The sequence below is a fragment of the Micromonospora sp. 067-2 genome (genome assembly GCF_046549295.1).
GTDB lineage: Bacteria > Actinomycetota > Actinomycetes > Mycobacteriales > Micromonosporaceae > Micromonospora.
The window spans coordinates 306796-328069 of the sequence record NZ_JAJPWB010000001.1 but is presented as its reverse complement, the minus strand read 5'-3'; the positions used below and the strand labels follow the sequence as shown (position 1 = coordinate 328069).

The window sequence follows — 21274 nt, the reverse complement described above, 5'->3', positions numbered from 1 at the left end:
ACCGGGCCGCCGCCGTCGGCGTCCTCAGCCCCAGTCACCCTCGTCGTGGTTACGGCTCCAGCGTCCACCGACAGGCGGGGTGTCGAGCCGCATTCCGGCGTCGGCGTTGCCGGCCAGGTCGTTCTCCTCCACCCGACAGCCCACGCAGCTACCCCGATCGGTGATCCACAACCCGTGCGTCTGGGTCCGGTGCTCGTGGTTGTCCCAGATCCGGTTGCCCCGCAGGGTGGCCGAGTCCAACGGCGCATTCACGGTGATCCCGGCCCGGCGGTCCGGGGCCGCGTCCAGCTCGTACGGGCTGCCGGGCGGCGGGACGTCTCCGCTCCACGCGCTGATGGCGTCGGGGCGTACCGGTGCGAGGGTCAGCTCGTCGCCGGTGTTGGCGGCGACGAGTGCCACCGACCGCCCCACCCGCAGGACCTTGCCCCGATGGCCGTCGTGCTGCCAGTTCGCCGAGCGGTCCACCAGGGAGCGGTCGCCGTAGCGCACGGTCTCGCCAGCGCCGGTGGCCGCGTCCGCGCGCTGCCGCCCGTTGTTGCGGATCCGGTTGTGCAGCACCGTCGCGTCCACCATCCAGCGGTCGAACCGGATGGCGTCCAGCCCGTTGCCCCAGAACTCGTTGCCCTCGATCACCACGTCCCGGACCGGACCGTCGTAGCCGTGCCCGAGGTCGTGCCCGTGGTAGCCGTGCCGGCCGTTGCCGCTGATCCGGTTGCCGCGCACGGTGTACGGACCTGGCGTGTTGCCCAGGCTCACCCCGTCGCGCAGGTTGCCGTCGACCACGCAGTCGGTGAGCAGCCCGCCCCGGCCGGCCACGCCCGAGGTGCCCATGGCGGAGACGTCGAAGCCGCTGTCGAGGTTGCCGGTTATCGTGCAGGCGCTGACGATCAGCCCGTCCGCACCCCAGTCGGAGATGCCGAAGCGGTTGCCCTGGCTGTGGCAGCCGATGATCCGGTAGCCACGCGGCGGCGCCCAGTAGTCCTTCTGCAGTTCGAGGAAGATGCCGTTGGTGCCGTTGCCCAGGGTGGTGCAGTTGGCGATGACGAGCCGCTCCGTCGCGCCCCACCCTCCGATGCCCACGCCGATCCCGGCGCCCCCGATCTGCTCACCGTTGTCGAGCCGACCGCAGCCGACCACCACCACACCGTCGATGATGCTGTCCTGCAGGAAGTCACAGCCCAGGCCGGTGGCGGCGGTGTGGTGGATGAAGAGGTTGCGGAAGGTGCCCCGCACCACGTACTGCAGACCGAGGCCCTTGGCCAGGTAGCTGTACTCGGCCATCGCCACACCCGCGCCGTCGATCTCGAAGTCGGCGAAGGTGCAGTCGGCGATGTGCCGTTCGGTGCTGGCGCCGTGCTGCACCGTGGTCCAGAAGGCCAGCGGCGTCGGGTCGGACCGGTTGCCCTCGTTGCTGAGCAGGAACCGGGTGGCCGCCGGCCCGGCACCGATCAGGGACACCCCACTGCGCCAGACCGTGCCGGCGTCACGGATCGAGTAGATGCCCGGCGGGCAGTAGATGACCCGGGCCCGCCCGTCCGCGACGTAACCGCTGCCGAGCCGGTCCACCAGGGCGGCCAGCGCCGGCTGGTCGTTGGTCGCGCCGTCGCCGCACAGCCCGTACTCCAGCGCGTTGCAGTACAGGGGTGCGCCGGCGGAGGCGGGGCGCCGTTCCCGCACCGCGCTCGACGAGGAATGGTCCTGCACGGCCGGCTCCCTTCGACGCGACGGACCTCGCGTCGCCGACTTCCCGGTGCCTGTTCCCCGAAACCCGGACGGCCCCGGCGTGCGCGACGCCGGGGCCGGGGGTACGCCGGGGGTCAGGTGTTGGCGATCAGCAGCGCGGGCCGCTCCACACAGTCGGCGACGTGACGCAGGAATCCACCGGCCACCCCGCCGTCGCAGACCCGATGGTCGAAGGTGAGGCTCAGCTGGGTCACCTTGCGGACGGCGAGCTGCCCGTCGAGCACCCACGGCTTGTCCACGATCCGACCGACCCCGAGCAGCGCCGCCTCCGGGTGGTTGATGATCGGCGTCGAGCCGTCGACGCCGAACACGCCGTAGTTGTTCAGGGTGAAGGTGCCGCCGGTCAGCCGGGCCGGCGCCAGTGTGCCCGCCCGCGCCGCCGCGGTCGTGGTTGCCAGCTCGGCGGCAAGCTCGGCGGTGGTGAGCCGCTGGGCGTCGCGCAGCACCGGCACCAGCAGGCCCCGGTCGGTCTGCGCGGCGATACCCAGGTGCACCCCGGCGGACTGGATGATCCGCTGCCCCTCGGTGTCGACCCGCGCGTTGAGCTGCGGGAAGCGGCGCAGCCCGCTGAGGCAGATCCGGGCCAGCAGCGCCAGGATGCTCACCGGCGCGTGCGGCGTCGCCGTGTTGATGGCGGCCCTGGTCTCCAGCAGCCCGGTGGCGTCGACGTCGACCCAGATGGTCACCTCGGGAATCTCCCGCCGGCTGCGGGAGAGCTTGTCGGCGATCACCTTGCGGATGCCGGTGAGCGCAACGATCACGTCGCCGTCGCCGCCCGGGGCCAACGCGACGTGCGGTTCCGGCACGGCGGCGAGCCGCGTGGCGGGCACGGCAAGTGCCGCCTCCACGTCCGCGCGGCGGATCACGCCGCCGGGTCCGGTGCCGCGAAGCACTGTCAGGTCCACGCCGCGCTCGCGGGCCAGCCGCCGGACGATCGGCGAGATCACCCGGGGGGCCGGGCCCCGAACGCCACCCGGGCCTGCAACGTCCGCCGGACTGAGGGCGCCGGCCACGCCGTCCGGTGCGGCGTCGGCGGGCTCCGGGGCCAACGTGAGTCGGGGTCGGCGCCGCCGCCGGGTCGCGCCGCCGTGCCCGGTGCCGTACCCGATCAGCACGTTGCCGGAGCCGGCCCGCTCCTCCTCGCGGTAGGTGGCGTGCCCAGCCGGCTCGTCACCACCGTCCAGCGGCGCGATGGTGATCAACGGCTGGCCCACCGGGCGCACCTCACCCGCCGCGCCGTGCAGGGTGACGACCCGGCCGGCGTACGGGCAGGGCACGTCGACGACCGCCTTGGCGGTCTCCACCTCGACCACGCTCTGGTCGACCGTGACCACGTCACCCACGGCGACCCGCCACTCGACGATCTCGGCCTCGCTCAGCCCTTCGCCCAGGTCGGGCAGGAGGAAGACCTGCGTCCGCTCGACCGTGGTCATGCCGCGCTGCCCTGGGTCACCCAGCGCGGGTCGGGCTGGTCGTCCCACTGCAACCGGGCCACCGCGTCGAGCACCCGGTCCACGCCGGGCAGGTGGGTGTGCTCCAGCATCGGCGCCGGGTAAGGGATGTCCAGCCCGGCCACGCGCAGCACGGGGGCGTGCAGGGCGTGGAAGCAGCGCTCCTGCACCCGGGCGGCGATCTCCGCGCCGACGCCGGCGAAGCCCTGCGCCTCCTGGATCACCACGCACCGGCCGGTGCGCCGGACCGAGGCGGTGATGGTGGCGTCGTCGAACGGCACGATCGTGCGGACGTCCACCACCTCCAGGTCCCAGCCCTCCTCGCGGGCGGCCTCGGCGGCCTCCAGCGCGACGGGCACCGCCGGCCCGTACGCCACCAGGGTGGCGTCGCGGCCGGGACGCCGGACGACAGCCCGGCCGAACGGCTCGGTGCGTGCCGGCAGCTCCGCCTCCGCGCTGGCGAAGTAGAGCTTCTTCGGCTCCATGAAGACCACCGGGTCCGGGTCGTCGATCGCCTCGCGCAGCAGCGAGTACGCGTCGTCGACCGTCGCCGGGGTGACCACCTTCAGCCCGGGGGTGTGCGCGTAGTACGCCTCGGACGAGTCGCAGTGGTGCTCCACCCCGCCGATGCCACCGGCATACGGCACCCGGATGACGATCGGCACGCTGAGCTTGCCCCGGGTGCGGTTTCGCAGCTTCGCCACGTGCGAGGCGATCTGCTCGAACGCCGGGTACGCGAACGCGTCGAACTGCATCTCGACCACCGGCCGCAGGCCGGACATGGCCAGGCCGACCGCGAAACCGACGATGCCGGCCTCGGCCAGGGGGGTGTCGAAGCAGCGCTTCTCGCCGAACCGCGCCTGCAGGCCGTCGGTGATCCGGAAGACGCCGCCGAGCTGGCCGACGTCCTCGCCGAAGACGACCACCCGGTCGTCGGCGGCCAGCGCGTCGGCGAGCGCGGTGTTGAGCGCCTTCGCCATGGTGGTGGCCATCAGGCGTTCCCCTCCTCGTCGCGGGCGGCGGCCAGTTCGGCGCGGACCTGCTCGCGCTGCTCGACCAGTTGCGGGGTGGGTTCGGCGTAGACGTGGTCGAACAGGCTGAGCGGGTCGACGGTGGGCTGGATGTTCATCCGGGTCCGCAGGTCCGCCGCGTACGCCTCGGCCTGCTCGGCGACCTCGGCGACCGCCGCGTCGTCGAGCACCCCGCGGGCCCGCAGGTACGTCTCCAGCCGGGTGAGCGGGTCACGGTCGCGCCAGGCGTCGACCTCGGCGCCGTCGCGGTAGCGGCTGGCGTCGTCGGCGTTGGTGTGCGGCTCCATCCGGTAGGTGTGCGCCTCGACCAGGAACGGCCCGTTGCCGGCGCGGGCGTGTTCCACCGCGCGGGTGAGGACGGCGAGTACCGCCACCGGGTCGTTGCCGTCGACCTGCTCGCTGGGCACGCCGTAGCCGACGCCCTTGTAGGCCAGCGACGGCGCGGCGGTCTGCCGGGACAGCGGGACGCTGATGGCGTACCGGTTGTTCTGCACGAAGAAGACGACCGGCGACTTGAACACGGCGGCGAAGTTGATCCCCTCGTGGAAGTCGCCCTCGCTGGTCGCGCCGTCGCCGATGAAGGCCAGCGCCACGGTGTCGCGTCCCTGGTACGCCTCGCCGTAGGCCAACCCGGCGGCGTGCACGCACTGGGTCGCGAGGGGGGTGCACTGCGGCGCGGTCCGCACCGCCGCCGGGTCGTAGCCGCAGTGCCAGTCGCCGCGTAGCAGGGTGAGCACCTCGACCGGGTCGATGCCCCGGGCAACCAGCGCCATCGACTCGCGGTAGGTGGGGAAGACCCAGTCGGTGTCGCGAACGGCGAGGACGGCACCGACCTGGCAGGCCTCCTGACCCCGCGAGGACGGGTAGACGGCCAGCCGGCCCTGCTTGGTCAGCGCGGTCGCCTGGGTGTCGAACCGGCGGCCGAGCACCATCCGGCGGTACAGCTCGCGCAGCACCTCGGCGGGTGGCTCGGGGTAGTCGGTGCGGGCTGGTAGCGCCGTGCCGCTGGGGTCGAGCAGGCGGACCGGCTCGGCGTCGGGCAGCAGCGGGCGCGCCGGGTCGGGCGGGGTGGCCGTCCGACGGGTGCGCGGGGATGCCCTGCGGACCGCCTGGGGAGTGGTCGTCACGGCGGAACCTCCTGGGACGTGTGGTGGGCCTATGCTTCCGCCTGTCGGATGATTGACTCAAGATCCACGCAGAAGGCGGGACGGTTGGCATGCGGACGGTGCATCGGTGAGCCAGGAGACCGGAGACGGGTCGGGCCGGACCACCGGATCGGGACGTTCGGTTCGGCACCTGGACGAGGTGGATCGGCGGATCCTCGACGAGTTGGTCCGCGACGGGCGGACCTCGGTGCGCACCCTGGCCGAGCGGATCCACATCTCCCGCACCAATGCGTACGCCCGGGTGGAGCGGCTGGTGCGCGAGGGCGTGATCACCGGATTCCAGGCCCGGGTGGCACCCGAGGCGGCCGGCCTGGGCACCTCGGCCTACATCGCGTTGACGATCGAACAGAACACCTGGCGGGAGGTGTCGGCCGAGCTGGCCCGCGTCCGCTACGTCGAGCACGTCGCACTGCTCAGCGGCGAGCACGACGTGCTGGCCCTGGTCCGGGCACCGGACAACGCGACCCTGCGGGACGTGGTGCTGGACCGGGTGCAGCACATTGCCGGGGTGCTCTCCACGCGGTCCTGGCTGGTCTTCGAGGAGTACGACGGAAAACAGAGCCCCTGGCAGTGAGCCAAGACACGAAGACGCTGACAGATATCCCAATATAGATCTGCCCCCCACAAGACGCCCGTACTATCCCCGACGTGGTGATATCTAGCGATTTGTGGACACAGGCCAGAGCCGCCGCGCCGACACCGCCCAAGCCGACCTCGGCCGGCTCGCGGTCCTTCCGCGGCGACATCGAAGGCATGCGGGCCTTCGCCGTGCTGCTGGTGCTCCTCGGCCACGCCGGGGTGCCCCACCTGCCCGGTGGCTTCGTCGGCGTGGACGTGTTCTTCGTGATCTCCGGCTTCCTCATCACCGGCCTGCTGCTCGAAGAACTGGATCAACGAGGGCGCCTCTCCCTCACGCATTTCTACGCCCGACGGGCGAAGCGCCTCCTTCCCGCCGCCGCGACGGTCCTCGTCGCGACCCTGGTGCTGACCTACTTCCTCCTGCCGCGCGGCCGCTGGTCCTCGACCGCCTGGGACGTCATCGCCAGCGCGTGCTACGCGATGAACTGGCGCATGGCTGGCCAGTCCCTCGACTACGTCGCCGCCAACGACGCGCCGAGCATCGCCCAGCACTTCTGGTCCCTCGCGGTCGAGGAGCAGTTCTACCTGGTCTGGCCACTGTTGCTGATCGCGCTCGGTTGGATCGCCCGCCGACGCCGACGAGGGCACCGTGGCCTCTACCTGTCGGGGCTGGCGTTGATCGCGATCCCCTCGTTCGCCTGGGCGCTGCACGTCTCGCCGACTGATCCGTCGGCGTACTACGTGACCACCACGAGGATGTGGGAGTTGGCCCTCGGCGGCGCCGTCGCCGTTTCCGCGACCTGGCTGAGCCGGTCGTCGCGCCTGGTGGCCGTACCCCTGGCCTGGGCCGGACTGGTCGTCGTCGGCGCATCGGCGGTCCTGATCAGCACGGAGGCCGGCTTTCCGGGGTACGCCGCGCTCGGCCCCACCCTCGGCACGGCCGCGGTGATCGCCTTCGGCCGGGCGGCCGGCCGCGCCGGGCCCGCGCTCCTGCTGGGCCGCCAACCGCTGCTCTACATCGGTGGGATCTCGTACTCGCTGTACCTGTGGCACTGGCCGCTGCTCATCGCCGCACAGGCGCACTTCGGTGACCTCAGCGTCGGCACCGCCCTCGCCGTCCTGGCCGCCTCGGCGGTCCCCGCCGCGCTCACCCACCACGTCATCGAGAACCCGGTCCGCCGCTCACGGACCCTCGCCGACGAGCCACCCGCCGCCCTGCGGGTCGGGGCCCTGTGCACCGGTGTCGCCGCACTGGCCGGCCTGGCGTTCCAACTGGCCATCCCGTCGACGGCCGGACCGGCTCCGACGTCGGTGATCATGGGCCAGGTGCCCGGAGCCACCACGCAGGCGGCGCCGTCGGCACCGGCGGCTGCGCCGGGTGCCGCGGCTCTCGGCTCCTCCCCCCGCACCAGCAGCGCCGGAGTGCCCGTCGACCAGGTCGCCTCGATCACCCCCAACCCGATGTCGGCGAAGCAGGACGCGTGGCTACAGAACGCGAGCTGCCATCTGGACGCGGTCTCCTCGACCCCCAAGGCATGCCTGCACGGAAAGGAGGATGCGACCACCACGATCGCGCTCGTCGGCGACTCGCACGCCGACCACTGGATTCCCGCCCTGCGGAAGGCGGCGGAGACGAACGGCTGGCGCCTCGTCACCTACACGAAGTCCGGCTGCCCCTTTCTGACAGCTGAGATCACCCAGGATGGCCGGCCCTACTCGTCCTGCACCGAGTGGAACAGGAAGGTCCGGCAGGCTCTGCTCGGCGAGGACCGCCCCGACATCCTGATCACCACCCACGCCCTGTATCCGGTCCGTGGTGAGCCGCAGTCGAGGTGGCAGTCCGCGATGGCCCGCGAGTTGCGCGGGACGTGGAGCAGCATGATCGCGGAGAAGCTGCCGGTGGTGGTGCTGCGGGACACGCCGCTCAACCAGAAGGACGTCGCCGAGTGCGTCTCCCAGAACCCGAACCGGCTGACCAGGTGCGCGACGCCCCGGGCCGATGCCCTCCGTTCCGGCGGCGGTCCCGCCCAGGAAGAGGCAGCGAAGGGCCTCGCCGGCGTCCGTCTGATCGACCTGAACGACTGGATCTGCCCCGCGGACCGCTGCGCGCCGGTCATCGGTGGCGTCCTCGTCTGGCGCGACGCCCACCACCTGACCGCCACGTACTCGGCCACCCTCGCACCTCAACTGGGCGCGGCGCTCAAGCCCGTGATCGCCAAGCTCTGACCTGTCACCGGACCGGCGGGGCCTCCAGGCCCTCCCGGTCGGCCAGCTCGAGCAGCGGCTCCAGCGAGTGCCGGTCGCCGTCCAGGCCGGCGTGCGGATCGCCGCGCTCGGCGAACCGGGCCGGCACGGACAGCACGTCGAAGTCCTCCGGTCGGGCGTCGTCCAGCTCCGCCCAGTCCAGTGGGGCCGACACCAGCGCGCGGGGCGTCGGCCGGATCGAGTACGCCGAGGCCATCGTGTGGTCCCGGGACATCTGGTTGTAGTCCACGAAGACCGGCCTGTCCCGCTGCTCGCGCCACCAGGTGGTGGTGACCAGCTCCGGCAGCCGGCGTTGCATCTCCCGGCCCAGTGCGAGCACCGCCCGACGACACTCACCGAAACTCCAGCGAGGCTCGATCGACAGGTAGACGTGCAGCCCTCGGCCGCCGGTGGTCTTCGGGTAACCGGTCATGCCCAGCTCGGCCAGGAACGCCCGCACCTCCCGGGCGACCGGCACCACCTGCTCGAACCCGACGCCGGGCATCGGGTCGAGATCGATGCGCAGCTGGTCGGGGCGCTCCACGTCGGAGGCGCTGACCGGCCACGGGTGGAAGCGCAGGGTGCCCAGGTTGGCCGCCCAGATCACCACCGCCAGCTCACTCGGGGCGACCTCGTCGGCGGTGCGGCCGCTCGGAAAGGTGATGTGCGCCGTACGCACCCACTCGGGCGCGCCCGCCGGCAGCCGCTTCTGGTAGAACGCGTCGCCCCGGTTGGTCTGCCGGGTGGCGATGGTCGCCCCCTCGAAGACGCCGCGCGGCCAGCGTTCCAGCATCGTGGGCCGGTCCCGCAGCCCGCGCAGGACGCCGTCACCCACCGCCAGGAAGTAGTGGACCACGTCCAGCTTGGTCAGCCCGCGCTCGGGAAAGTAGGGCTTGTCGGGGCTGGAGACGCGGACCACCCGCTCACCGACCTGGATCTCCTGCGCCGCCGTCGCCACGCCCCGAGGGTACGACGAACGCGGGCCGGCGGGCGGCCTCGGCGCGGAACCAGCGCGGCGCGGCGGGCCGAGTGCGCCGGGCCGTCGACTCAGGAGATCAGCAGGACACCGACCAGGATCAGCGGCAGCCCGACGAAGAGGAAGATGCCGACCCCGGTGAGCACCCGCCCGCCGCCGGCCTCCTCGCGCTCGGGCGCGAGACCGAAGGTGGCACTCGGGCCCATCATGCCGATCCGGCTCATCGTCAGGTCACCGGTCACCCCGAGGAGCGCGCCCACCACCATCAGCGCGATCCCCAGCCGGCCGATGAAGTCGCCGCCGGCCACCGCCACCCAGACCGCTGCCGCGACCGCGACCAGAACAGCGGCGATCACGAACAGCACGAGCGCCTCCCGCAGACCCCGCACGACCGTCATCTCGAAGCCACCCTCCGTCCGGGGCGTACCGGCCGCCCCGGACGGACATTGTTCCCCATCGACCTCATCGGGCGCTGTCCCGAACCGGACCGGTCCGCCCGGCTTGACGGGCACCGGCAGGATGACGGGGTGCAGCAGCAGAGGAAATCCGGCGCGGCACCGGCCGCGCTGATGGACGACGCCTCCGTCGACGACGTCCCCGCCCTGCTGGCCCTCGACGCGCTCTGCTTCCCGCCGGACGACCCCGCCCACGAGCCGGCGGCGCCGAGTGAGATCGAGAACGGCGTCCGGGCCGGGCACGTCCGGGTGGTCCGGGTCGGCACGCGGATCGTCGGCTTCCTCCAGTACGAGCTGCCCACCGCGCACCACCTCTACCTCAGCGGCCTGGGGGTGCACCCGGACCACCGGCGCGCTGGGGTGGGTGCCACGCTGCTCGACGACTTCCTGGCCCGGGCCGGAATGGTCGGACCGCAGCCCGCCCCATCGATCTCCACGGTGACCAGCCCGGAGAACCTGGCCATGCTCGGCTTGCTGCTCTCGCGGGGGTTCGTGGTCCGCACCGTCGTGCCGGACTACTTCGGCCCGGGCCGCGACCGCTTCTACTGCCAACACAAGTCGCGGGTGGAGTACGTCGACGCGGACGAGCGCTACCTCATCCCGACGGCCGCCTCGGCGCAGGTGACCACGATGCTGGCCGGGGAGCGGCACGTCGTCACCGGGCTGGTGGTCCTGCCCGCCGGGCCCGCCTTCGAACTCTCCCGGTTCGAGACGGACGACTTCGCCGCCCTGCAGTCGAGCGAAAGCGCCGCCGGGATCGCGTTCTCCAGCGGCATCCTGGCGGCGATCGCGTTCGTGCTCGGCCTGTCGTTCGCGTCCCAGGCCTATCCCGACGGGGTCCGGGTGCTGCTGATGTGCGCGGCGCTGGCCACCACCGCGTCGCTGATCATCTATGCCAACACCTCCGGCGAGCTGGCCCGGCTGCGCACCAACGCCTTCGGCCGGTACACCAAGTGGGGCAACGTGCTGTCGGAGTTCGGCGGCGTGTTCCCCTTCCTCATCGCGCTACCGGTGACGTTCGCGAAGCTCACCCCGTCGGTGGGCGTGGCCCTGGCCGCGGCGGTCCTCTTCGGCGCCACCCTCCTCGTCTACGACCGGTCGACGTTCTCCATCTCGGCGCGGTTCCGGCAGAGCGCCAGCACCACCGTCCTGTCCCTGTTGGTTGCCGCTGCGCCGGTGCTGGGCGTCGTCGCGGTCCGTCAATCCGCGGCGGTGATCCCCTGGGTGTGGACGGCGTCGGTGGTGCTGGCGCTGGCCGCCCGGTCGTTCGCGTACCTGTTCCGCCGGCAGGACGAGGCAGCACCGCAGGTGGGGCTGCGCCCCTGGCAGAGCCGCCGCTAGGCGCAGGTACGCCCGGGCGGGAGTCGGTCGACGACCGGCTCCCGGGTGAGGTACGCCGGCGGCGCGGTTACCGGGCAGCCGCGCCGGGTAGGGGTGCCGCATGGCGGAACTGGCGACGCTCTGGATCATCCGGCACGGGGAGAGCACCGCGAACGTGGCGGCGACCCGGGCCGAGACGTCGGGCGAGGAACTCATCGGGCTCACCCCCCGGGACGCGGACGTGCCGCTCTCCCCTACCGGCGAGGAGCAGGCCAGGGCCACCGGCCGCTGGCTGGCCGGGCTGCCCCCCGAGCGTCGACCGGACGTCGCGGTCGTGTCGCCGTACCTGCGGGCGGTCTGCACGTCCGAGCTGGCGCTGCACGACACGGGGGTTCCGGTGAGCCGGGACGAGCGGCTGCGCGACCGGGAGTTGGGCATCCTCGACGGCCTGACCGGGCACGGGGTGCGGCGACGGTTTCCGGACGAGGCCGAGCGCCGGGACCGGCTGGGCAAGTTCTACTACCGGCCGCCGGGCGGGGAGTCCTGGACCGACGTGGCGTTGCGACTCCGTACCCTCCTCGGCGACCTGCGCCGGGACCACGCGGGCCAGCGGGTGCTGCTCTTCGGTCACGACGCGCTGGTCTTCCTGCTTCGTTATCTGATCGAGGGGATGACCGAGTCGGAGTTGATGGAGCTGACCCGAGGACATGTGATCGCCAACTGTTCGATCACCGACTGGTCCGACGACGGGCAGGGCCGGCTCACGTTGGGCGGCTTCAACGAGGTCGGCCACCTGCACCAGCAGGGCGCCGAGTCGACCAGGGAGGACGAGATCCATGCCGAGCCGGTCTGAGGTGCAGGTGATCACGCCGGGGCTGCTGCGGAACTGGGCGCTGCCGGTGCCGGCCGGAGGCAAGGAGAGCCGGGGCACCGTGCTGGTGGTCGGCGGCTCCCGCTTCACCCCGGGGGCGGTGCTGCTCGCCGGGGTGGCCGCACTGCGCGCCGGCGCCGGGGTCCTCCAGCTCGCCGCCGCCGAGTCCACCGCCGCCACGCTGAGCATCCAGGTGCCCGAGGCACTGGTGGTCGGGCTGCCGGAGACGTCGGACGGCGCGGTCGCCGCCGACCGGGCCGGCCAGCTCGGCGAGTTGGTCGCCACGGCGGACGTGGTGGCGCTCGGCCCCGGGCTGAAGGCGATCGACGAGACCAACCGCCTGCTGCGCCTGGTCCTGGACGCGGCCCGGCCGGACACCGCGCTGGTGCTCGACGCGTACGCCCTCGGTGCGCTCAGCCACGAGCCGGGGCTGCTGGCCGGCTCGGGCCGGCCCGTGGTGCTCACCCCCAACGTCACGGAGGCCGAGCACCTGCTCGGGCGCGAGCCCGGCGACGACCTGGACGCCGAGGCGGCCGAGCTGGCCACCCGGTACGAGGCGGTCGTCTCGCTCTACGGGCACGTGGCCGCCCCGGACGGGCGGGGGTGGCGGGAGGAGAGCGGCGACGCCGGGCTGGGCACCTCCGGCAGCGGCGACGTGCTCGCCGGGCTGCTGGCCGGGCTGCTGTCCCGGGGCGCGGAGCCGGCGCAGGCCGCCTGCTGGGGGTCGTTCGCGCACGCGGTCAGTGGTCAGCGGCTGATCCCCCGGTACGGCCGGATCGGCTTCCTGGCCCGCGAGCTGCTCGATGAGATACCCCGCACGCTGGCCACCGTCTGACCCGGGGACGCATTCTGTTTCCGCAGCTCACCGCGAGGGTACCGGAACCAGAACCAGACGAGATCCAGGGAGGTCGTGCGGTGTCCACCGATGCCATCGTTCTGCTCAAAGAGGACCACAAGGAAATGCGCCGCCTGTTCAAGGCCTTCCAGGATGCCGAGGAGGGGCCGGCGAGCCAGCGACAGAAGCTGGTGGGCCAGATCGTGGAGGCCCTGACCGTGCACACCTACCTGGAGAACGAGGTGATGTACCCGGAGGTCCGCCGGCTCCTGCCCGACCTGGAGGACGACATCCTCGAGTCGTACGAGGAGCACCACGTCGTCGACGTGCTCTGCGCCGAGCTGGCCGCCATGAAGGCCGACCACGAGCACTTCAACGCCAAGACGACGGTGCTGATCGAGAACGTCGAGCACCACGTCGAGGAGGAGGAGCAGGAGTGGTTCCCCAAGGTGCGCGAGGGGCTCGGCCGCAAGCAACTCCAGGAGATCGGCGAGCGGATGATCGCGCTGCGCCCGGACGCGCCGCGTAGCCCCAGCGAGCCGAAGGCGATCAAGAAGGCGGTCGACGCCGTGACGGCCTGAGCCGTCCGCGTACGACGAAGGGCCCGGCGCACCGCGCCGGGCCCTCGTCAATGCGGAGGTCGGCCCGGCCGCTCAGCGCCGACCCGGTAGGATCTCTTCGGGCCGTTACTGGCGCGTGGGGATGGAGAACCATCGGGAAGCGGCCCCGTCACGAGGACGTTTGCCGAGCGCCTGGGCCTTCCCGCACGTCTGTAGGAGGTCGCATGTCGCGCAACGCCGAGTCCACCGCATTCCGGAGTGCCCTCGAGGTGATCCGGGCCGTCGAGCCGCGGGTGGCCGACGCCATCGGCGCCGAGCTGACCGATCAGCGGGAGTCCCTCAAGCTCATCGCCAGCGAGAACTACGCCTCCCCGGCGACCCTGTTGGCGATGGGCAACTGGTTCAGCGACAAGTACGCCGAGGGCACCGTCGGGCGCCGCTTCTACGCCGGCTGCCAGAACGTCGACACCGTCGAGGCCCTCGCCGCCGAGCACGCCCGGGAGCTGTTCGGCGCCGCGCACGCGTACGTGCAGCCGCACTCGGGTATCGACGCCAACCTGGTCGCGTTCTGGGCCGTTCTGGCCGACCGGGTCGAGTCCCCGGCGCTGAAGAAGGCACAGGTCCGGCAGGTCAACGACCTCACCGAGGCCGACTGGTTCACGCTGCGTCGCGAGCTGGGCAACCAGCGGATGCTCGGCATGTCGCTGGACGCTGGCGGCCACCTCACCCACGGCTTCCGGCCGAACATCTCCGGCAAGATGTTCGACCAGCGCAGCTACGGCACCGATCCCGCGACCGGTCTGATCGACTACGACCGGGTGGCCGAGGCGGCCCGGGAGTTCAAGCCGCTGATCCTGGTCGGTGGCTACTCGGCGTACCCCCGGAAGGTGAACTTCCGGATCCTGCGGGAGATCGCCGACTCGGTCGGCGCCACCTTCATGGTCGACATGGCGCACTTCGCCGGCCTGGTGGCGGGCAAGGTCTTCACCGGCGACTTCGACCCGGTGCCGCACGCGCACATCGTCACCACCACCACGCACAAGTCGTTGCGCGGTCCGCGCGGCGGCATGGTGCTGTGCCAGCCGGAGCTGGCCGACCAGGTCGACCGCGGTTGTCCCATGGTTCTCGGTGGTCCACTGCCGCACGTGATGGCCGCCAAGGCGGTCGCACTGGCCGAGGCACGCCGCCCCGACTTCGCCGACTACGCGTCCCGGATCGTGACCAACGCGCAGGCCCTCGCCGAGGGGCTGGTGAGCCGGGGCGCGAAGCTGGTCACCGGCGGCACCGACAATCACCTGGTGCTGATCGACGTGTCGGGCTACGGGCTCACCGGCCGGCAGGCCGAGCAGGCCCTGCTGGACTCGGGCATCGTCACCAACCGCAACTCGGTCCCGCAGGACCCCAACGGCGCGTGGTACACGTCCGGCATCCGGGTCGGCACGCCGGCGCTGACCACCCGCGGCCTGGGCACCGCCGAGATGGACCAGACCGCGGAGCTGATCCACACCGTGCTCGCCCACACCACGGCCGGCGCCAACGCCGACGGCACCGCGTCCAAGGCCAAGTACGTGCTCGACCCGGCCCTGGCCGACAAGATCGCCCGCCAGGCCACCGACCTGCTGGCCCCGCACCCCCTCTACCCCGCCATCGACCTCACCTGACCGCCCTCCCGCCGCGCCGCCCTCTCCCGCCGCGCCGATCTAGGGCAGACCACTGTGGATAGAGATCAACCAGCGGTGATCTTCCCTAGATCGACGAGCAGAGGGGGCGGGGGGCGCGGCGGGGCAGCGGCGGGGGTGGGGGGTTAGGGCAGGGGGCGTTTGAGGTGGTAGCGGTGGACTTCCGTGCTGCCTTGGACGTTGTTCACGTCCTCGGCGGCGGAGACCAGCTCCCAACCCTCACGGCCGGCCCGGTTGAGGTGCGCGATGGCGGTGTCACCGTAGGGGGTGATGTCGTTGCGCGACCCGTCCGGGCCGTACCAGATGAACGAGACGTGGAAATTTCGGCCCTGCCCCTGATAACGGCGGACGAGCAAGGCGTACTCCCAGGCAACCATGCGGCCCATTATGACCATCCATCCAGGACGGCCGCGGCCGGGTCGTCGCGCATTGCCATCCGGTGAACGCGGTGTGTCAACGTACCTGGCTGGGCGTCCGGCGGGCGATCTCGTCGGTGATCAGGGCGGCCAGCCGGTCCAGGCCCAGGTCGATCTGCTCCGGCGTGACCGCGCTGACCGACAGCCGTAGGGCGCACACCGGGACGGTGTCGTCGTAGAAGTGCGCCATCGGCGTCCAGAGCACCCCGAAGTCCCGCGCCGACCGCGCCAGCAGCGCGTCGTCGACGTCGAACGGCACGGTCACCACCACGAAGAACCCACCGGCGGGTACGGTCCAGCGCACCGCCGACCGGTCCGGGAACCGTCGGGCGAGCCCGGCCACCAGGTGGCGCAGGTTGCGGGCGTACGCGGCCCGCTCCCGGGTGTTGGCGGGCACCAGACTGCACCCGTGCTCCAGCAGCCGGCCGCCGATCACCGCCTGCGCGATGGGTGAGGTGTTCAGCGTGACCATGCTCTTGATCATGGCGAGCTGGTCGGCGAGGGGGCCCACCCGTCCGTCCACTCCGGCCACCCGCTGGTCGGCGACCACGTAGCCGACCCGTGCACCGGGCAGGACGGTCTTGGCGAACGAGCCGAGGTAGACCACCCGCCGGTCGGTGTCCAACGCCTTCAGGGTGGGTGGGCGTGGGCCGCCGTCGAGGTGGAACAGCCCGTACGGGTTGTCCTCCAGCAGCAGCAGATCCTCCTCGGAGGCCAGCGCCAACAGTCGCCGCCGGTCGGCCGGGGAGATGCTCAACCCGGACGGGTTGGCGAAGTCCGGCATCAGGTAGCAGGCGCGCGGCCGACGCCCCGCCGCCCGGGCTCGGCGCACCTGGGCCCGCAGATCGGCCAGGTCGACCCCGGACGGCCCGGCGGCGACCGGCCACACCGGCAGATCCACCAGTCGGGCCGCGCCGGTCAACCCCACGTAGGTCGGGGCGACCGCGAGCAGCACGTCCTCGGGCCCGGCCCGCAACGCCCGCAGCACCAGGAACATCGCCTCCTGGCAGCCGACGGTCACCACGATCGACTCCGGGTCGACGGTGACGCCCTCGTCGACCGCCAGGTTGCGCGCGATCAGGTGGTGGATGATGCCCTTGGTCCGGCCGTACTGCAGAAGCAGCCGGCGGGCCTGCTCGGGGCGGTGACCCAGGTCGTCGACGAGGTGCCGGTGGAACGTCTCCAGGTGCCGGTGCACCGCCGCCAGGTCGAAGAACTCCTCGTACGGCCGGCCGGCCGCCAACGACACCGCCGCCGGGTAGCGCTCGGACACCTCGTTGAGGAAGTTCATCGAGGTCAGCGCCGGGTCACCCAGCGCAGGGTGCAGGTCGGCGACGGTCAGGTCGACCGGTTCGACGGGAGTCACCGTTCAGCCGAGTGTCATCGTGCGCAGATCCCGCGCGCCGGCCGGGTCGGGACAGCCGGCCAGCGTCAACGCGTCCCGCAGCTCGGCGGCGAGCAGCGCCAGGGCGTCGCTCGCGGCGGGCTGGCCGCCGGCCGCGAGGGCCCAGAGCAGCGGCCGACCGACCAGCACGCCCGCGGCGCCCAACGCGAGTGCCCGCAGCACGTCGGTGCCGCTGCGGATGCCGCTGTCCAGCAGCACCTGGCATCGGTCACCGACCGCGTCGACGACCTCCGGCAGCATGGTGACGCTGGGCGGCGCCCCGTCCAGCTGCCGGCCGCCGTGGTTGGAGACGACCACGGCGTCCGCCCCGGTCCGCACCGCCTCGACCGCGTCGCGGGGGTCCAGGATGCCCTTGACCACCAGTGGCAGGTCGACGTGTTCGCGCAGCCAGGCCAGGTCCGCCCAGCGCAGCGCCGGGGCGAACGACTCGTTGGTGTGCGCGGCGATCGCGGACACCCCCGGCGCGCCGGCGTGGGCCAGGGCGTCACGGCCGGCGGGCAGGTTCGCGGCGACCACGTCGTCGGGCAGCCGGAACGCGTTGCGCAGGTCCCGGGGGCGCCGGCCGAGCACCGGGACGTCCACGGTCACCACCAGCGCCCGGCAACCCGCCGCGACGACCCGGTCCAGCAGGTCGCGGACCAGGGCACGCTCGCGCAGCCAGTAGAGCTGGAACCAGACCTCCGCGCCCGCGGTGGCGACCTGCTCGATCGGTGTGCTGCTCAGCGTGCTCGCCAGATAGGGCACCCCGGCCGCGCCGGCCGCCGCCGCGAGCGCCAGCTCCCCGCCCGGGTGGACCAGCCGCTGGTACGCCATCGGCGCCACCCCGACCGGCATGGCGTACGGGCGGCCGAGCAGCCGGGCGCCGAGGTCGACGGTGTCCACCGCGCGCAGCATCCGGGGCAGCACCGCGACCCGGTCGAGCGCGGACCGGTTGGCGGCCAGGGTCACCTCGGCGCCGCTGCCGCCAGCCACGTAGTCCCACACGTCGCCCGGGAGCGCCGCGCGGGCCCGCTCGGCGTAGTCGGCCAGGGACACCGCCGGCGGGGCGAGCCCGAACCGCTCCCGCAGGAACGCCGCGGCGCTCTGCTGCGCCCGCTGGCCGTCGGTGAACGCGCCGGGCATGGCGAAGAAGCCGTGAATCATCCCCGGATAGTCCTCCAGCCGGGTCGGCACGCCGGCGGCGCTCAGCCGCTCGGCGTAGCGCTGTCCCTCGGCGCGCAGCGGGTCCAGCTCGGCGGTGACCACCAGCGCCGGCGGCAGGCCCGACAGGTCGTCGGCGAGCAGCGGGGAGGCGAGCGGGTCCCGGGAGTGCGCCGGGTCGACCAGGTAGTGCTCCCGGTACCAGGCCACCGATCGGCGGTTGAACAGTGCCGGATCGTCGTCGACGGTGCCCGGCGGTTCGCCGCTCTGGTCGGTGTTCGGATAGACCAGCAGCTGCGCGGCGAGCCGAGGCCCACCCGCGCGGCAGAGCAGGGTGACGGCTGCGGCCAGGTTGCCGCCGGCGCTGTCCCCGCCCACGGCCAGCCGGTCGGGGTCGACGCCCAACCGGTCGGCGTTGCGGGCGATCCACTGGGCGGCCGCGTGGCAGTCGTGCACGGCGGCCGGAAACGGGTGCTCCGGCGCCAGCCGGTAGCCGACCGTGACCACCTGACAGGGCACCGCGTTGGCCAGCCGCCGGCAGATCCCGTCGGCGGTGTCGATGCTGCCGAGCGTCCACCCGCCGCCGAAGAGGTACAGGAGGGTGGGCAGCGGTCCTGGACCACCCGGCCGGTACACCCGCAGTGACAGCGTCCCGGCGGGACCGGGGATTAGCTCGTCGCGTACCTCGTGGACCTGCTCGACCACGCCGCCGCCGGCGCGGATCGCGGCCAGGTCCGCGGCGCGCGCCTCGGACAGGGTCTGCGCGTACAGCGGTGGTGTGCCGGCCGAGGCGCGGGCCGCACGATACGCCTCCACCTCCGGGTGCAGGGCCATGCCGGTCTCCTATCCGCCGGTGCTGACCAGCAACTTGTCGATGCCGCGCAGAAAGAGGCTGCCGCTGTAGGCGGGTGTCTCGGTGACGGCCAGCCGGGGGAACCGGGCGAACAGCCGGGGCAGCGCGAGGCGTCCCTCCAACCGGGACACCGCCGCGCCCAGACAGAAGTGCAGGCCCACCCCGAAGGCCAACGACGGCGGGCCGGGACGGGTCGGGTCGAAGGCGTCCGGGTCCGGAAACCGCGCCGGGTCCCGGTTGGCCGCACCGATGATAATCAGCACGTTGTCGTCCCGGGCCACCGGCACGCCGCCCAGCACGGTGTCCTCGGGTGCCGCCCGGGCCAGGAAGTGCACCGGGCTCTCCAGCCTCAGCACCTCGTCGACGCAGCCCTGTGCCAACGTCTCGTCGGCGGGCAGCGCGGCAACCACCTCCGGGTGGGCCAGCAGCAGCGGAAGGCCGTTGCTGAACATGTAGACGGTGGTGACGAAGCTGGCGTTGAACAGCACGATCAGGTTGCTGACCAACTCCTCCTCGGTCAGCTCCACCCCACCTGCGTCGAGCGCCTCGACCAGGCCGCTGAGCAGGTCGTCGGCGGGTGTCCGGCGACGGTGCGCCAGCAGCTCCCGGTAGAAGACCCGCAGCTCCTGCGCCGCCGTGTTCGCCGCCGCCAGCCGCTGCGGGGTCTTGCCGGCCACGTCCAGGAACTCGTCGATCCGCTCCACCCGCTCGCGGTACCAGGCCAGGTCGGCCGCCGGGATGCCGATGAACTCGGCCATCACCAGAGCCGGGATCGGGTACGCGAAGTCGGCCACGAAGTCGACGACGCCACCCCCGGCGTCGGCCATCCGGTCCAGCAGTCCGTCGACCACCCGCAGGATCACCGGCTCCAGCGCGCCCAGCCGGCGCGGTGTGAAGGCGCCGGAGAAGACGTGGCGCATCCGGGTGTGATCGGGCGGATTGATGAACATCATCGACGTCTGGAAGGTGCGCAGGATCTCCTGCTCCTGCCAGCCCGGCGGCGGCTGCTTGGTCCACCGCGGATCGCGCAGCAGCCCGTCGACGAGGTCGTAGCCGACCGCCACCGCGGCCACCGTGCGGTGCTCGGCGCGCGGCGGCACCCCGCTGACCGGCCCGAGCCGGTGCAGGCCGGCGTACCACGGGTACGGATCCTGTCGGCCCTGCTCGCTGTAGAGGCCGGTGAGCAACTCCCCCACGTCCACGATCGTCTCCTTGGCAGGATGTCGGAGGCCGGGGGCGGCGAGGATCACCCGCCGCCCCCGGCCGTTGTCACAACCCCAGCAGGCGCAGGGGTACGGAGTCGGCCATCGCCTGGTTGCCCGCATCGTTCGGGTGGATGTGGTCCCCCGAGTCGTACGCGGGCAGCAACCGGCTGGGCTGCGCCGGGTCGCGCAGCACCCGGTCGAAGTCGAGCAGCCCGTCGAACTCCCGGCTGCCGCGCAGGTAGGTGTTCACCGCCTGCCGGGTGGCGTCCTTCTCCGGCGTCCACACGCCCGGTGCGCCGTGCCCCTCGTACGGGGCCAGCGTGGCCACGAGGCTGGTCAGCCCGCGCTGCTGGAGCTGCTGGTTGATCTGGCGCAGGGTGGCGATGATCGCGTCCGGTGAGTCGTTGGACATCCAGATGTCGTTGATGCCCAGGTGGGTGACCACGGTGCGGACCCCGGTCTGGGGGAAGACGTCCTCGTTGAGCCGCGCGGCGGCGTTCGGCCCGAGCTGGAAGTAGCCGGGGTAGTTGCCGTCGCCCGGCTCGGTGCCCTCGTGGTTGAGCCGGTTTCCGGCCAGGCTCAGGTTGAGCACGCCCGGGGTGCGCCTGTCCGGCCGGGCCGCGAGCAGCCGGTCGGCGAGCAGGTCGGGCCAGCGCCGGTTGGCGTTGACGGTGCTGCCGTTGCCGTCGCCCAGGGAGTCGCTGAGCACGACCAGCGCACCCGGGGTGGCCCGGCGCTGCACGTCGACGCCGGAGAGGAAGAACCAGCAGCAGTTGGGGCGGATCGTGAACCCGGTGCCGTCGGCGGCACCGGTCAGGTCGCCGGCGCCGATGAAGTTGGTCTGCTGCGACTGGCCGTGGAACGTGGTCGGCCCGGTCGGGGTCGGGAAGTGCAGAGTCACCACCAGGTCGCTGTCGTCCGCGACGGGGAAGGTCAGCGGGTCACTGAGCAGCTCGGCACCCCGGTTGATGGTCGCCGAGGCGTCACCCGTGAAGGACAGCGGGCGCAGCGACGCCGGGTCGATGTCCGAGACGTCCTCGGCGGTCGCGGTGTTCGGCCGGGCGACGGTGGCCCGACCGACCCGGACCGCCTGCTCGCCGTAGAGGTTGCTGAGCCGTACCCGCAGCGCCGGGCCGCCCACCGAGACGTGCAGGACCATCCGGACGCTCTGGTTGTTCAGGCCGGTGTTGGTCAGTCCGACCGAGTTGCCCCGGGTGACCGCGGCGGCCCAACTGCCCGCCCAGTCGGACCGGTCGGGCCGACCGGCGGCGGTCCCGGACCCGCCGGCACTGGCGACGACGGCGGGTGCTCCGGCGACCAGCAGCGCGGCCGCGGCGGCGATGAC

The 21274-nt window shown here is 72.6% G+C and carries 18 protein-coding genes, 1 pseudogene and 1 riboswitch; of the genes and pseudogenes, 7 read left to right on the top strand and 12 right to left on the bottom strand.

Annotation, left to right across the window (positions count from 1 at the left end):
- Nucleotides 1-24: 24 nt before the first annotated feature.
- The 4 genes from ACLJN9_RS01510 to pdhA form a co-directional block, all read right to left on the bottom strand.
- Nucleotides 25-1704 (bottom strand): right-handed parallel beta-helix repeat-containing protein, encoded by a 1680-nt coding sequence (locus tag ACLJN9_RS01510; RefSeq protein ID WP_410809131.1) that lies wholly within the window; start codon nt 1702-1704, stop codon nt 25-27.
- Nucleotides 1705-1817: 113 nt separating this feature from the next.
- Nucleotides 1818-3176 carry a dihydrolipoamide acetyltransferase family protein gene (locus tag ACLJN9_RS01505; RefSeq protein ID WP_410809130.1) on the bottom strand — a complete coding sequence of 453 codons (1359 nt, stop codon included), beginning with the start codon at nt 3174-3176 and terminating at the stop codon, nt 1818-1820.
- Complete coding sequence (locus tag ACLJN9_RS01500; protein WP_410809519.1) at nt 3173-4189, bottom strand: alpha-ketoacid dehydrogenase subunit beta; 1017 nt, start codon at nt 4187-4189, stop codon at nt 3173-3175. Before ACLJN9_RS01500 ends, ACLJN9_RS01505 begins: the two co-directional genes overlap by 4 nt.
- Complete coding sequence (gene pdhA / locus ACLJN9_RS01495) at nt 4186-5352, bottom strand: pyruvate dehydrogenase (acetyl-transferring) E1 component subunit alpha (protein ID WP_410809129.1); 1167 nt, start codon at nt 5350-5352, stop codon at nt 4186-4188. Before pdhA ends, ACLJN9_RS01500 begins: the two co-directional genes overlap by 4 nt.
- Before the next feature lie 106 nt (nt 5353-5458).
- Between pdhA and ACLJN9_RS01490 the strand changes: the two genes are divergently transcribed.
- Both ACLJN9_RS01490 and ACLJN9_RS01485 read left to right on the top strand, forming a co-directional pair.
- Nucleotides 5459-5965: an Lrp/AsnC family transcriptional regulator gene (locus ACLJN9_RS01490; RefSeq protein ID WP_410809128.1), complete on the top strand. Its 507-nt coding sequence runs from the start codon at nt 5459-5461 to the stop codon at nt 5963-5965.
- 74 nt (nt 5966-6039) lie between these two features.
- The gene (locus ACLJN9_RS01485; protein WP_410809127.1) at nt 6040-8196 is read left to right on the top strand and encodes an acyltransferase family protein; all 2157 of its coding nucleotides are present in this window, start codon (nt 6040-6042) and stop codon (nt 8194-8196) included.
- A gap of 4 nt (nt 8197-8200) precedes the next feature.
- Here ACLJN9_RS01485 and ACLJN9_RS01480 read toward each other — a convergent pair whose 3' ends face one another.
- Both ACLJN9_RS01480 and ACLJN9_RS01475 read right to left on the bottom strand, forming a co-directional pair.
- Nucleotides 8201-9172 carry a DNA polymerase domain-containing protein gene (locus ACLJN9_RS01480; RefSeq protein WP_410809126.1) on the bottom strand — a complete coding sequence of 324 codons (972 nt, stop codon included), beginning with the start codon at nt 9170-9172 and terminating at the stop codon, nt 8201-8203.
- Between the two features lie 89 nt (nt 9173-9261).
- Nucleotides 9262-9588, bottom strand: a complete 327-nt coding sequence (locus ACLJN9_RS01475; protein WP_410809125.1) for a hypothetical protein — start codon at nt 9586-9588, stop codon at nt 9262-9264.
- 129 nt (nt 9589-9717) lie between these two features.
- Between ACLJN9_RS01475 and ACLJN9_RS01470 the strand changes: the two genes are divergently transcribed.
- The 5 genes from ACLJN9_RS01470 to ACLJN9_RS01450 all read left to right on the top strand — a co-directional run bounded on the left by ACLJN9_RS01470 (nt 9718) and on the right by ACLJN9_RS01450 (nt 14892).
- On the top strand, nt 9718-10986 hold the full coding sequence (locus tag ACLJN9_RS01470; protein WP_410809124.1) for a GNAT family N-acetyltransferase: 1269 nt from the start codon (nt 9718-9720) through the stop codon (nt 10984-10986).
- Between the two features lie 100 nt (nt 10987-11086).
- On the top strand, nt 11087-11818 hold the full coding sequence (locus ACLJN9_RS01465; protein ID WP_410809123.1) for a histidine phosphatase family protein: 732 nt from the start codon (nt 11087-11089) through the stop codon (nt 11816-11818).
- Nucleotides 11802-12671 carry an NAD(P)H-hydrate dehydratase gene (locus ACLJN9_RS01460; protein WP_410809122.1) on the top strand — a complete coding sequence of 290 codons (870 nt, stop codon included), beginning with the start codon at nt 11802-11804 and terminating at the stop codon, nt 12669-12671. The genes ACLJN9_RS01465 and ACLJN9_RS01460 overlap by 17 nt, the downstream gene beginning before the upstream one ends.
- 80 nt (nt 12672-12751) lie before the next feature.
- Nucleotides 12752-13252, top strand: coding sequence for a hemerythrin domain-containing protein (locus tag ACLJN9_RS01455; protein WP_410809121.1), 501 nt, complete (start codon nt 12752-12754; stop codon nt 13250-13252).
- A 94-nt stretch (nt 13253-13346) separates the two neighbouring features.
- A riboswitch (ZMP/ZTP riboswitch) is annotated at nt 13347-13436 on the top strand.
- 19 nt (nt 13437-13455) lie between these two features.
- Nucleotides 13456-14892 (top strand): glycine hydroxymethyltransferase, encoded by a 1437-nt coding sequence (locus tag ACLJN9_RS01450; RefSeq protein ID WP_410809120.1) that lies wholly within the window; start codon nt 13456-13458, stop codon nt 14890-14892.
- A gap of 143 nt (nt 14893-15035) precedes the next feature.
- Here the strand turns inward: ACLJN9_RS01450 and ACLJN9_RS01445 are convergent, their stop codons facing one another.
- The 6 genes and pseudogenes from ACLJN9_RS01445 to ACLJN9_RS01420 form a co-directional block, all read right to left on the bottom strand.
- The gene (locus tag ACLJN9_RS01445) at nt 15036-15296 is read right to left on the bottom strand and encodes a hypothetical protein (RefSeq protein ID WP_410809119.1); all 261 of its coding nucleotides are present in this window, start codon (nt 15294-15296) and stop codon (nt 15036-15038) included.
- Between the two features lie 67 nt (nt 15297-15363).
- Nucleotides 15364-16692: a PLP-dependent aminotransferase family protein gene (locus ACLJN9_RS01440; protein WP_410809118.1), complete on the bottom strand. Its 1329-nt coding sequence runs from the start codon at nt 16690-16692 to the stop codon at nt 15364-15366.
- Nucleotides 16693-16695: 3 nt separating this feature from the next.
- Complete coding sequence (locus ACLJN9_RS01435) at nt 16696-17799, bottom strand: alpha-hydroxy acid oxidase (protein ID WP_410809518.1); 1104 nt, start codon at nt 17797-17799, stop codon at nt 16696-16698.
- Nucleotides 17785-18705, bottom strand: a pseudogene (locus tag ACLJN9_RS01430) (alpha/beta hydrolase); the annotation flags it as partial. The gene ACLJN9_RS01435 and the pseudogene ACLJN9_RS01430, both read right to left, overlap by 15 nt.
- 9 nt (nt 18706-18714) lie before the next feature.
- A complete protein-coding gene (locus ACLJN9_RS01425) occupies nt 18715-19929 on the bottom strand; it encodes a cytochrome P450 (RefSeq protein WP_410809517.1) in 1215 nt (404 codons plus the stop codon).
- A gap of 64 nt (nt 19930-19993) precedes the next feature.
- Nucleotides 19994-21271, bottom strand: coding sequence for an SGNH/GDSL hydrolase family protein (locus ACLJN9_RS01420; protein WP_410809516.1), 1278 nt, complete (start codon nt 21269-21271; stop codon nt 19994-19996).
- Nucleotides 21272-21274 lie beyond the last annotated feature (3 nt).

What these genes read in the sequence shown, in the direction of transcription:
- ACLJN9_RS01505 (WP_410809130.1), bottom strand. Translation starts at nt 3,176, where the DNA reads ATGACCACGGTCGAGCGGACGCAGGTCTTCCTCCTGCCCGACCTGGGC.
- ACLJN9_RS01475 (WP_410809125.1), bottom strand. Translation starts at nt 9,588, where the DNA reads ATGACGGTCGTGCGGGGTCTGCGGGAGGCGCTCGTGCTGTTCGTGATC.
- ACLJN9_RS01465 (WP_410809123.1), top strand. Translation starts at nt 11,087, where the DNA reads ATGGCGGAACTGGCGACGCTCTGGATCATCCGGCACGGGGAGAGCACC.
- ACLJN9_RS01460 (WP_410809122.1), top strand. Translation starts at nt 11,802, where the DNA reads ATGCCGAGCCGGTCTGAGGTGCAGGTGATCACGCCGGGGCTGCTGCGG.
- ACLJN9_RS01450 (WP_410809120.1), top strand. Translation starts at nt 13,456, where the DNA reads ATGTCGCGCAACGCCGAGTCCACCGCATTCCGGAGTGCCCTCGAGGTG.
- ACLJN9_RS01445 (WP_410809119.1), bottom strand. Translation starts at nt 15,296, where the DNA reads ATGGGCCGCATGGTTGCCTGGGAGTACGCCTTGCTCGTCCGCCGTTAT.